Raw genomic sequence first — 11687 nt, 5'->3', positions numbered from 1 at the left:
CAGGTGTTCCCCCCCTCGGCTACAACACTCCCCACTTCACCAGCAACGTGCCTGCGGCAAACGCCACCGCGTATGGCAGCTGGATCGTTCCGCTGCGCTTGCCCCCGGTTTCTGGAGAAGGCACGGCCTTGCCCCCGAACGGCAGCGACATCAGCAGCGTTGAAACCCCTGCAAACGAGCGTTGCGCGTCGCGGCGCAGCAACACCATGGCAAGCGCGAGAACCCCGCCTGCGAGAAAACTCACGAAGGCGATGTGGAGGGCGCCGAAGGGCCCCACGAAGGCGCCGATTGCGCCCATCAGCTTCACGTCGCCGGCGCCCATGCCACCGAGCAGGTAGACACCGATGCACAGACCCATACCCACCGCTGCGCCACCGAGCCAGGCGAGCGCGCCTGCGGTGAAACCCTGCGTGAGGCATTGCGCGAGGAGCGCGGCCACCAGGCCCGAAGCCACCAGCCAGTTCGGGATGCGGCGCGAGCGCACGTCGCTCGCTGCGGCCATCACGATGAGCACGATCAGGCTGAGGTTCGCCAGGGCGCTCAGGCTTGTCATGGTGGTCATCTCGGGTTCCTCTCGGGCGATTGTTCTGGCTGTCCGCGCGGCATCATGTGCCGCGGGTCAGCGCTTGTTCTGCCGGATCAGGCCCGGGGCTGCCGGACCTGACCTGGGCGCACTGGCTCTGCTCAGGCGGCGGCCGTCGACAGCTGGGTTGCGATCGAATTCCAGATGGCGCCGACCGCGGTCTTGACGGTGGTCCCGTAGGTCACCATCACCAGAGCCACAAAGGCCAGCAGCAGTGCGTATTCCACGCCGGCTGCACCGTCTTCTTCGCGCACGAAACGCTTGATCATGGCTTTCATTTCAATCTCCTCACGTCATGGTTCAAGGAAAGGCGCACCGCTGAAGATCGGGCGCTGGGTTCTGGCCAGACAAGCCGGCCAAGGCCAAACCAGGGGTTCCGGAGATCGTGTGCGCACACCGGTGCCACACCGGCGCAAGGCCAGCATGTTCCGGAGCACAACAACACCAAGAGGCTCCCCCGACTTCACCAGTTCTCAGGGCTTGCACCGGCGTGGCCGCTGGTGGTCGCTCGCCCGGGCATCGCCGCACATTGCAGCAGGTGCCCACTGGACGCCGTGGGCTGGTCCACCATTCCTCCAGGGACCAGCTCACGCCTGAAAGTGCAACAACTTCCGTGTTCACCGCAGACGCTCCCGGCGGTTTGCCGGTCCCTGCAGTCGGCTGGCCTCTTTGTGCCAGCGCGTTCACAACTTCCCCGTACGTCTTTTGTTCTGTTCGCTGCGCTGCTCGTCTGGCATGCGCTGTGTGCTACTGGCCCGTGGCGCGATTGCGCGCTGCCCAGGCCCTGGAATGTCAACCACCCGAACCACCGCCCTGCGAGCCCGATGATCCGAACCCGCCGGGTGTCATCAACACCGATGCCGCGTTGCTCCAGAAATCGCCCACGCTGGTTTCGACGCTGGCCATGACGGCAACCAGCACCAAGGCCACCATCACCAGCAGCAGCGCGTATTCCACGCTGGCGGCGCCGGTCCGGCGGTGCTTGATGTGTTGGTCTTTGGTTTCCACGTCTCACCCCCTCAGGTGTGCGCCGGTTCTGTCTTGTCTTTCCGAAACACCGTGTTGCTATGTCGGCGGGACCAACAGAGCGACGACCGTGCCATTGCTGCTAAGTCCTTGATTTTCAATGGCTGGGCAGGCTTGCCAGCGTCCAGCCCAGGCAATCGGTCGGCGCTTGATTCCCGGGTGTTACGCGCACTTTGTGCGGCCTGCAATACAGCAAACGATGCCGCGCGCGAGGTTTGCGCAAACGCCAAACGTAAAAGTGATGTATGCGCGTTGTGCGCCGCAAAAACCTGCGGGTAAGCCCGCGGCTGTGCCAGCCACGTCAATGCGTGCATTGCTGAAACATGCAGCCTTTGCCGAGACAAGATGCGATGCATTGCAGTCGTCCGGCGCGGTGTGGCCGCGGCGTGTCTTATGGGGCGTGTTGCAAGAAAAGAGGAGCGCTTTATCGGAGAGGTGGCCTACGGCAGAACCTTGGCCTGATCTCGACGCCTGATGCGCCGGCAGCCAATCCCTCGTATGGAAGGATTAGGTGCGCGACCGACAGGGTTGGCGCGGCCAGGCACGTCAAAACCGTTTCGGTTTTGAAACATGGCCCGGCAAGGCGGGGGAGAAACGAACGAAGGGCGGAGCCGTTACAGCACGACCGGCCGGTCGCTCAGCTCATTGGTGCGCGGCGTGCCATCGGAGGGCGCGTGCGCGGCGAGGAGGTCGTTGATCTGCGCCAGTGCATCGAGCACTGGCGTCATGGACACGCGCTGCGCAAAGCCGCGCGTGATGGTTTCGCAGATGGTGCGCCACGTGTGCGCGTCGACCTTCGCGGCGATACCGTGGTCGGCCAGGATCTCAACCGCGTGGTCCGCCAGGTTGATGTAGAGCAGCACGCCCACGTGTTCGCGCGTGTTCCAGACCTCCAGCAGCCCGAACAGCATCCGGGCGCGGTGACGCGGCGACACACCGGCCCACGCGTCGCGCACTGGCAGCGAGCTTTCGATGACGACGCGCACTTCGCCGCGATGGCGCTGTTCGCCTTCGCGCACGGCGGCTTCGAGCTTTTGCAGATCCGCCGGCGGAAACGCGCGCCTGGCATGCGAGGAGGTGGTCAGCAGATGGGTAAGGGCACGGCGTGCGCCGCGGTGATGTCGGGTCTTGGAAGCCATGGTTGTGTCCACCGGTTACCAGTTGCCGGAGGCGCCACCGCCACCGAAATCACCACCACCGCCGCCGCCAAAGCCGCCGCCACCACCACCACCGAAATCACCGTCGCCGCGTCCCCAACCACCGCCCAGTCCCCCACCCAAACCGCCGATGGTGCCCGGGCCCCAGCCGCGATTGCCCATCACCACGCGCGAGCCGGGGCGCCCCGGCAGGCTGCCCGTCACGCGCCCGCCTGAGCGCATGGCCGCGCTGAGCACGAAGAACACGATGATCGCCAGTGGAAACAGCACCGGCAGCCAATCGCCGATGCCGCCTCCGGATTGCTGGCGCTTGGCGCGCTCAGCCGGCGGCAGGCTCTCTTGTGCAATGACGGTCTGGATGGCCGAGATACCCGCCGACAGCCCGCCATAAAAATCGCCCTGGCGGAAGTGCGGTGCCATCACATCCTGCAGCACGCGTTTCGATTGCGCGTCCGTCAGCGCACCTTCCAGCCCGCGCCCGACCTCGATACGCATCTTGCGCAGCGACGCCGGGTTGTCCTTGGCGATGAGGATGATCGCGCCGTCGTCCACGCCCTTGCGGCCGGCCTTCCAGGCATCGGCCACGCGGATTCCGTACGCCTCGATGGGTTCTGGCGCGGTGGACGGCACCATCAACACGAAGATCTGGCTGCCGCGCTGCTGTTCGTAATCAGCCAGCACCTGTTCGAGCGCGCTCTTCTGCTCGGCGCTGAGCGTGCCGGTCAGATCGGTCACGCGCGCGGCCAGCGGGGGTACGGCCACCATGTCGCTTTGCGCGCGGGCAGGCAGCGCAGTGGCCAGCCACAGGGCCGCAGTCAGCAAGAAGGCGAAGCAGGCACGCGCGCGCATCGACATGATCGTCAGCTCGTCAGAACTTCACTGCCGGGGCGGTGGAGATACCCTTCTCGTTCTCGACCGTGAAGTTCGGTTTGACCTGGTAGCCCATCACCTTGGCAGTCAGGTTGGTCGGGAAGCTACGGGCCAGCACGTTGTAGTCCTGCACCGATTTGATGTAACGCTGGCGCGCCACGGTGATGCGGTTTTCCGTGCCTTCCAGTTGCGACTGCAGATCACGGAAGGACTGGTCAGCCTTGAGCTGCGGATAGTTCTCCGACACCGCCATCAGGCGCGACAGGGCGCTCGAAAGCTCGCCCTGCAACTGCTGGAATTTCTGGAACGCCGCCGGATCGTTCAGCACCTCCGGCGTGATCTGGAAGCTCGTGGCTGCGGCGCGCGCCTTGGTCACCGCTTCGAGCGTTTCCTTCTCGTGCGAGGCGTAGCCCTTGACCGTATTCACCAGGTTCGGGATCAGGTCCGCACGGCGCTGGTACTGGTTGACCACCTCGGCCCAGGCGGCCTTGGTGGCTTCGTCCTTCGCCTGGAAATCGTTATAGCCGCACGCAGACAGGAACGGCGCGGCCAGCACGGCCAACGACAGCGCCAGCCAGCGCAGCACCGAAAAACGCGTCGAGCGGAAGGTCAGGGCAGGGGTCATGAAGTCCTCTAGATCTGAATCTGAAAAGAATGTGGCATGAGACCGACATCGCCTCATGATGTTTCAGCGCACTGTAGCTTATGCGCTTGACGCTCCAGTCACACATCAGTACGTTATGGGGACTTTTTTGACAATTTCCATGCGCGCGATTTCCTGTTCCTCGTCGATCTGCACGGCACCGGCGTTCAGCCTGTCGGTCGTGTCGACGCTCGCGTGCGCCAAAAAAGCCACCAAACAGCCGCTCGTCTGACCGGAGCGCTGTTCCGTCAGATGGGCGACGGAACAGTGGTTGACCGACACGTTAGACACGGTTGCCTCTCACCCGCATTTCGCGGGCCCGCATTTCCGAAGCGCTCCTGACGGTTCTTGACCGGTCGTTGATTCGTCCAGGAGTGTTGTCGTGCTTGAAAATTCATCCACTCATCTGTCCAACCACGAACGTCCGTCGTATGCGGGCATCTGGGTACCCATCGTGACGCCTTTTGCCGATGACTCGGCGCGGTCGGTCGACTACGGCGCGCTGTATACATTAGTAGCGCGATACCGCGCGTTGGGCGTCGCTGGTTTTGTGGCGTGCGGCAGCACTGGCGAGGCCGCAGCGCTGACTGATCAGGAGCAGGCCGACGTGCTGGATACAGTACGTGCCGCCGCCGACGGCTTACCCGTGGTGATGGGCGTCTCGGGTAGTGCCCTCGGGCCCGTACGCGAGCGCATGCTGCGCTTGGCCGAGCACCGGCCCACCGCGTTTCTGGTGGCTGCGCCTTCCTACATCCGCCCGTCGCAGGACGGGATCATCGAATACTTCACCGCATTGGCCGATGCATCGCCCGTGCCGGTGCTGCTGTACGACATTCCGTATCGCACCGGCGCGAACATCGACACCGAAACGCTGCTTGCGCTGGCGGCGCATCCCAACATCCATGGCATCAAGGATTGCGGGGGCGACGCGGACAAGACGCAGCGCGTGATTGCCGATGGGCGCTTGCAGGTGCTGGCGGGGGAGGATGCGCAGGTGTTTGGCACGCTGTGCGCGGGCGGCGTGGGGGCGATCATTGCTGCCGCGCATGTCCGCACGGAGCTGTTTGTTGAGATGGCAAGGGCGGTGCAAGAGCAGCGGTTGAACGACGCGCGGCGGTTGCATCATGCGCTGGCGCCGGTGATTCGGTTGCTGTTTGCCGAGACGAATCCTGGGCCTTTGAAGGCTTGGCTTGCCGCCGAGGGGCTGATTCGGAATGTGTTGCGCGCGCCGATGATGGGGGCGTCTGAAGCGCTGGGGCGTGAGTTGGCGGAGGTGGTTGGGCGGGTTTGATTTTTTTGGTGTTGGTTCATCCCCCTTTCGTGCCCTGCCGGGCACGGCGGGGGATGAACAAGGGATGCGCAACCAAGCCCATCCCAAAAACAAAACTCAAACAGCCTTGAACGCCTTCCGAGCCGCCTCAAAAGTCGCATCCAAAATCGCGTCATCGTGCGTTGAAGACACAAAACCGGCCTCAAATGCAGACGGCGCCAGATAGACGCCCTGATCCAGCATCGCATGAAAGAACGCATTGAAGCGCCCAACATCGCTCTTGGTCACTTCAGCAAAGCTGGTCGGCACACCCTCGCGGAAGTAGATGCCGAACATGCCGCCCACGCTGTCGGCGGCAAACGGCACACCAACCTCGCGAGCAATATCCGCCAGCCCATCCACCAGCTTGCGCGTCTGCGCGGCCAGCCGGTTGTGGAAGCCATCTACAGCAATCAGCCGCAACGTGGTCAGCCCAGCCGCAACCGCCAGCGGATTGCCCGACAACGTCCCCGCCTGGTACACATTGCCCAGCGGCGCCAGGAACCCCATGATGTCGCTGCGGCCACCAAACGCCGCGGCTGGCATGCCCCCGCCAATCACCTTGCCCAGGCACGTCAGGTCCGGCTTGATGCCGTACAGCGCTTGCGCGCAACCGAGCGCCACGCGGAAGCCCGTCATCACCTCGTCAAAGATCAGCACGGCACCGTGCTCGGTGCATAGCGCGCGCATGGCTTGGTGGAATTCGGTGCTGCCACGCACGAGGTTCATGTTCCCGGCCACCGGCTCGACGATCACGGCGGCGATTTCCTTGCCATGGCGGGCAAACGCCTCGCGCAGCGCGGTAACGTCGTTGTACGGCAGCACCATCGTGTGCTTGACCACGTCTTCCGGGACGCCGGCGGAAGACGGCGCGTTCTGCGTCGTGTCGGCAAAGGTCAGCAGGCCCGAACCGGCTTTGACCAGCAAGCTGTCGGCATGCCCGTGGTAGCAGCCTTCAAACTTGACGATCAGGTCGCGCCCGGTAAAGCCGCGCGCCAAGCGCAGGGCGCTCATGGTGGCTTCGGTGCCCGATGACACCAGCCGCACCTGCTCGATCGACGGCACGAGCTTGCAGATTTCCTCGGCCATGACGACTTCAGCCTCGGTGGGCGCGCCGAACGAGAAGCTGTCGGCCGCCACTTCCTGCACGGCGCGGACGACGTCCGGATGCGCGTGGCCAACGATCATCGGACCCCACGAGCCCACGTAGTCGACATAGCGGGTGCCGTCGGCGTCCCACAGGTACGGGCCGGCTGCCTTGGCAATGAAGCGAGGCGTGCCGCCCACCGAGCGGAAGGCGCGCACCGGCGAATTCACCCCGCCTGGAATGGTCTTCTGGGCACGTTCAAACAGGGCAGCGCTACGGGAAGGAGTCGACATGGATGCGGTTGGAAGAGAGGAGCGCCGCGCAGAACGATGCTGCGGCACGGTTTAACGGCTGTTTGAGGCGATTATGTGGTGGTTTGCCGCAGATCCGGGCTGGATGCAGTCAAACACCGTGTCTGCCCGGCGCCTGTTCTGGCGCACCCGGGCGTGATTCGGTACCATCTGGCCTGCCATTTTAATAGACGGAACCCACCGAAGCTTTGCCCTATGGAACAACAGATTGAATACAAGACGTGGATGTGCCTGATTTGCGGCTGGATCTACGATGAAGAACAAGGCGCCCCGGACGACGGCATTGCGGCCGGCACGAAGTGGGAAGACGTGCCCATCAACTGGACGTGCCCCGAGTGCGGCGCGCGCAAGGAAGACTTCGAAATGGTGCAGATCTGATCCGGATCTGACCTGTCTCCCGTCAGCAAGTGAGCGTTTGCCCTCTTGCTGACAGCCAAGTATCAGGAAGTGACGGTTCGATGAAATAGGCTCGTCGCTTCCATGCCACAAGCGCTCGGCGGACAGCCGGCGCCATTGACGGCGAATAGGTGACTTGTCACACTTCGTCAAATTCTGAGCTTCACACTTCATAAGCGGGCCGGGGGGCGTAGTTTTGAAGTCGTCGCCAGCGTGGGCCCTTTCCGTTTGGAGGGCACGCTGCGCGGCGATTTGCCGCGATCCATCCGGTCAGAATGTCGTGGCGACCCGTGGTCGCGCACTGCGAGAACATGATGCAATCCGCGCGGGTGGAACAACTGGCTGACTCCCAACCGCTGGCGAACTCTCCGCTGGCGCATTCCCTGACAGGCTGCAAGGTGCTGGTGATCGACGATTCCAGCACCATTCGCCGTACCGCGCAGATTTTCCTCACCCAGGCCGGGTGCCAGGTCATGCTGGCCGAAGACGGCTTCGATGCCCTGGCCAAGGTGGGTGACCTGAAGCCCGACCTCGTGTTCTGCGACATCCTGATGCCGAATCTCGACGGCTACCAGACCTGTTCGCTGATCAAGAAAAGCCCAAAATTTCATGCCACGCCTGTGATCATGCTGTCTTCGCGCGACGGAATTTTCGATCGCGCGCGGGGCAAGTCGGTCGGGGCGGTGGACCACCTCGCCAAGCCGTTCTCGAAGGAAGCGCTGCTGGAGGCGGTTCAGACGCATTTGCCGGTGGCGCCATCTGCCGCGCAGTGACGGCATCTCTCTTAACGAAGGACTGTTTGTATGGCAATCAAGAAAGTGTTGGTCGTCGATGATTCTCCGACCGAAGCGCTGCACCTGTCGGAAATTCTCGGCAAGAACGGTTTCAAGGTGACGGTCGCAGCCGATAGCGAGCAGGCGATGACCAAGCTCGAGGCCGAAACCTTCGACCTGATCCTGATGGACGTGGTGATGCCGGGCCAGAACGGCTACCAAGCGACCCGCGCCATCAAGAAGGACGAGCGCTTCCAGGGTATCCCCGTGATCATGTGCACGACCAAGGGCCTGGAGACCGACCGCGTGTGGGGCATGCGCCAGGGCGCATCGGACTACATCGTCAAGCCGGTCAAGGCCGAAGAGCTGCTCGAGAAGATCGCCAAGCTGGCGCAGTAACCCTGCGGCAGTCGGCCAATCGTTATCCAACCGCGCGCAACGCCTGACAGGGCGCACAGCACAGGACAAGAGCCAGACGTGAACGAACAGCGCACCACACTGACCTCCCGCCAGCGCCTGCACGAATACCAGGCGATGCTGGCCCGCCGCCTGCAAGAGGCGCGCGCCAAGTCGTCGACGGAAGGCTTTCTGGGCGTGCAGATCGGCGAGCACCACTGGCTGCTGTCGCTGACCGAAACCGGCGAGGTGCTGGACTACCAGCCGCCCGCACGCGTGCCGCTCACGCAGCCGTGGTACCTCGGTCTCGTGAATGCGCGCGGCAACTTGCTCGGCGTGATTGATTTCGGCCTGTTCTGCGGTGAAGCGCCGACGGGTAGCGGTACGGGCGCCAAGATCGTGGTGCTGTCGAAAGACCCGCAGCGTGCGTGCGCGATTGTCGTGCCGCGCGTGGCGGGCCTGCGTAGCCTGAGCGACCTGCAACCGGCGGAAGCCGTCGCGGAAGAGGGGCGTCCGTGGATGGGCCGCGCCTGGCGCGACGTGCACGGCACGCAGTGGCGCGAACTGGATGTGCGGCAGTTGCTGGCCGATCCGGCGTTCCTGCAGGTCGGCCGCAGCCGCGCATAAAGCAAATGGGCAATCAGGCCGTAGAGCCGTAGAGCAAACAAGAAAGATTGGGCACGCCGCAACGGGAGCGGGGTGCGCAGGGGCAAGAGGCGGTGCGTGGCGCGCGCAACAGGGCGCGCCAGATGTATTCGACAGGCACCGCCGAAGGTGCGTACCACGCCGGGTGGAACAAGGCGCGGACGCGGACGGGAAATCCATGTGGCCGATCTCGACAGAACGAGACGGCAGCATCGACAAAACAAGAGGGTCCTATGGGGTTCAAGTGGTTCAACGCAGGTCGCCGTGCCGGTGAGGCTGGGGCGCCGGAGGTTGCAGCGGAGGGCGCGTCGGCGGCTTCCGTGCAGTTGGCGCAGTTGGACAATGCGCCCCATGCGGATGACGACAATCCCGCTGGCCCGCCCACGCAGCTCGGCCGCTCGCCCATGGATGCCGTGGTCGGCTGGATGGAGCGCGTGCCGTTTGCCGCGCAGCAGCGCGTGTTCACGATCGGCCTGGTGGTCGGTCTGCTGGCCCTGCTGATCTCGGTGTACCTGGATAACCGCCAGGCCAACAACGGTTCGGTGCAGATTGAAATTGCCGGTGACACGCTGATGCACTCGCAGCGTCTGGCCAAGGCAGTGCCGGTGGCGCTGCTGGGTAACACCAACGCATTCGCACAGCTCAAGGAGAGCCGCGCGCGCCTTCAGGAAAACCTCGAAGCGCTGAAGAGCGGTAACTCCGAGCGCGGCGTGCGTGCCACGCAGGGCAGCGATTCCGAAGCCCTGCTCGACAAGTCGATCGAAGAGTGGAAGCGCAGCGACAAGAGCGCCCAGGCCATCTTGGCGCAGGAAAAGACGCTGGTGGCGGTGGGTAAGACGCTGAACGTGTTCAACGCGTCGAACCCCGAGCTGCTGGAAGAAGCCGAGCAGATCTCGTCGATGAAGCTGCAGACGAACGCACCAGCCCGTGAAGTGGCCGCCTCGTCGCAGCTGGTGATGTTGACGCAGCGTTTGGGTAAGAACATGAACGAGTTCCTGGCCGGCGAAGGCGTGAACCCGGAAACGGCGTTCCTGCTCGGTAAGGACACCAACACCTTCCGCGAAACCCTGAACGGCCTGCTCAACGGCTCGGAAGCGCTGCGCCTGTCGGCCGCCACCGATGCCGAGACCAAGGGCTACCTGCAAGAGCTGTCGACCCGCTTCGACAACGTGCAGAAGACCACGCAGATCATCCTGGAAAACCTGCCGGGCCTGATTGCTGCAAAGCGCGCCCAGCAGCAGATCTTCAACGACAACGAAAAGCTGCGTGCCGATCTGTCGGACCTGCAGTCTGCCTATGCGGGCAGCGTGCGTAGCCGCCCGGTGACGCTCGGTGCGGTGGTGCTGTCGGCCATCCTGACCGTGGTCTGCCTGGCCGGCCTGGCTGCCCTGTACCTGCGCGATTCGCGCGTGCGTACGATGGAAGCAGAAGCCCGTCAGCGCGAAGCTGAAGAGCGCCGGATGGTGGAAAAGCGCAACAACGATTCCACCCAGGCCGCAATTCTGCGTCTGATGAACGAACTGCAGGACATTGCAGACGGTGACTTGACCAAGCAGGCCACCGTGTCGGAAGACATTACCGGCGCCATTGCCGACTCGGTGAACTACACCGTGGAAGAACTGCGCGAGCTGGTCGGTCGGGTGCAGCAGACGGCCGAGCAGGTGACGCAGGCATCCTCGGCGGTGCAGACCACGTCGGAGTCGCTCGTGGCCGCATCGGAAGAGCAGTCGCGCCAGATTCGCCAGACCGGCCAGTCGGTCGTGGAGATGGCCGACCGCATTACGCAGGTCTCGCGCGGCGCGGCCGAATCGGCCAACGTTGCACGCGCCTCGCTGGCCGCTGCCGAGCAAGGTCAGCAGGCCGTGCAGAACGCCATCACGGGCATGAACGACATCCGTGACCAGATTCAGGAAACCTCGAAGCGGATCAAGCGCCTGGGCGAATCGTCGCAGGAGATTGGTGAAATCGTGGAGCTGATTTCGGACATTACCGAGCAGACCAACGTGCTGGCACTGAACGCTGCCATCCAGGCGGCCTCCGCTGGTGAAGCCGGCCGCGGCTTCTCGGTGGTGGCAGAGGAAGTGCAGCGCCTTGCTGAACGTTCGGCAGAGGCAGCCAAGCAGATCGGTGCGCTGATCCGCACGATTCAGACCGACACGCAAGACGCGGTGCACGCCATGGAGCGCAGCACGGCGGGTGTGGTGGAAGGGGCGAAGCTGTCCGATAACGCCGGTGCCGCACTGGTGGAGATCGGCCGAGTGTCGCGCCAGCTTGCCGAACTGATCGAGAGCATTTCGCAGACGACGTCGCACGAAGCGACGCTGGCTTCGGACGTTGCGCAGAACATCGAACAGATCCTGCACATCACGGAACAGACGTCGACGGGTACGCGCCAGACCGCGCAGTCTGTGCGCCAGCTCACGCAGCTTGCTGAAGAGCTGCGTGACTCGGTGGCGCGGTTCCGCATCGCCTGATCTCGTCACCACTGGAT

General features: G+C 63.8%; 14 protein-coding genes. 6 read left to right on the top strand and 8 right to left on the bottom strand.

The genetic code is table 11. The features are described from left to right. Positions 1-19 precede the first annotated feature (19 nt). The 7 genes from R2N16_RS00655 to R2N16_RS00625 form a co-directional block, all read right to left on the bottom strand. Positions 20-553: an A24 family peptidase gene (locus tag R2N16_RS00655; RefSeq protein ID WP_316664204.1), complete on the bottom strand. Its 534-nt coding sequence runs from the start codon at positions 551-553 to the stop codon at positions 20-22. 131 nt (positions 554-684) lie between these two features. Next, a complete protein-coding gene (locus R2N16_RS00650) occupies positions 685-861 on the bottom strand; it encodes a Flp family type IVb pilin (protein ID WP_027678035.1) in 177 nt (58 codons plus the stop codon). A gap of 514 nt (positions 862-1375) precedes the next feature. Then, positions 1376-1591, bottom strand: coding sequence for a Flp family type IVb pilin (locus R2N16_RS00645; RefSeq protein WP_316663540.1), 216 nt, complete (start codon positions 1589-1591; stop codon positions 1376-1378). 632 nt (positions 1592-2223) lie between these two features. Beyond that, complete coding sequence (locus R2N16_RS00640) at positions 2224-2748, bottom strand: TPM domain-containing protein (RefSeq protein WP_316663538.1); 525 nt, start codon at positions 2746-2748, stop codon at positions 2224-2226. Positions 2749-2763: 15 nt separating this feature from the next. Further along, the gene (locus R2N16_RS00635; protein ID WP_316663535.1) at positions 2764-3621 is read right to left on the bottom strand and encodes a TPM domain-containing protein; all 858 of its coding nucleotides are present in this window, start codon (positions 3619-3621) and stop codon (positions 2764-2766) included. A gap of 13 nt (positions 3622-3634) precedes the next feature. After that, positions 3635-4261 (bottom strand): LemA family protein, encoded by a 627-nt coding sequence (locus R2N16_RS00630; RefSeq protein ID WP_316663533.1) that lies wholly within the window; start codon positions 4259-4261, stop codon positions 3635-3637. A gap of 105 nt (positions 4262-4366) precedes the next feature. Then, entirely contained in the window at positions 4367-4561 is a 195-nt protein-coding gene (locus R2N16_RS00625; RefSeq protein WP_316663531.1) for a hypothetical protein, read from the bottom strand. A 100-nt stretch (positions 4562-4661) separates the two neighbouring features. Here R2N16_RS00625 and dapA point away from each other — a divergent pair, with 100 nt between their 5' ends. Then, the gene (gene dapA / locus R2N16_RS00620; protein WP_316663528.1) at positions 4662-5570 is read left to right on the top strand and encodes a 4-hydroxy-tetrahydrodipicolinate synthase; all 909 of its coding nucleotides are present in this window, start codon (positions 4662-4664) and stop codon (positions 5568-5570) included. A gap of 96 nt (positions 5571-5666) precedes the next feature. On the opposite strand, the gene hemL is transcribed toward dapA, so the two are convergent. Continuing rightward, positions 5667-6968, bottom strand: a complete 1302-nt coding sequence (gene hemL / locus R2N16_RS00615; RefSeq protein WP_316663526.1) for a glutamate-1-semialdehyde 2,1-aminomutase — start codon at positions 6966-6968, stop codon at positions 5667-5669. Positions 6969-7181: 213 nt separating this feature from the next. On the opposite strand from hemL, the gene R2N16_RS00610 reads away from it, so the two are divergent. From R2N16_RS00610 to R2N16_RS00590, 5 genes are all read left to right on the top strand, one after another. Next, positions 7182-7364, top strand: a complete 183-nt coding sequence (locus tag R2N16_RS00610; RefSeq protein WP_039597588.1) for a rubredoxin — start codon at positions 7182-7184, stop codon at positions 7362-7364. Between the two features lie 293 nt (positions 7365-7657). Beyond that, on the top strand, positions 7658-8155 hold the full coding sequence (locus tag R2N16_RS00605) for a response regulator (protein ID WP_316663520.1): 498 nt from the start codon (positions 7658-7660) through the stop codon (positions 8153-8155). Positions 8156-8185: 30 nt separating this feature from the next. Then, a complete protein-coding gene (locus tag R2N16_RS00600) occupies positions 8186-8554 on the top strand; it encodes a response regulator (protein ID WP_004629647.1) in 369 nt (122 codons plus the stop codon). Positions 8555-8632: 78 nt separating this feature from the next. After that, on the top strand, positions 8633-9178 hold the full coding sequence (locus tag R2N16_RS00595) for a chemotaxis protein CheW (protein WP_316663515.1): 546 nt from the start codon (positions 8633-8635) through the stop codon (positions 9176-9178). Positions 9179-9429: 251 nt separating this feature from the next. After that, entirely contained in the window at positions 9430-11670 is a 2241-nt protein-coding gene (locus R2N16_RS00590) for a methyl-accepting chemotaxis protein (protein WP_316663513.1), read from the top strand. Positions 11671-11687 lie beyond the last annotated feature (17 nt).

This window comes from Ralstonia psammae, assembly GCF_958405935.1.
GTDB classification, from domain to species: domain Bacteria; phylum Pseudomonadota; class Gammaproteobacteria; order Burkholderiales; family Burkholderiaceae; genus Ralstonia; species Ralstonia psammae.
Note: the sequence above shows the minus strand (reverse complement) of the source record. Positions and strands in the feature narration are given on the sequence as shown.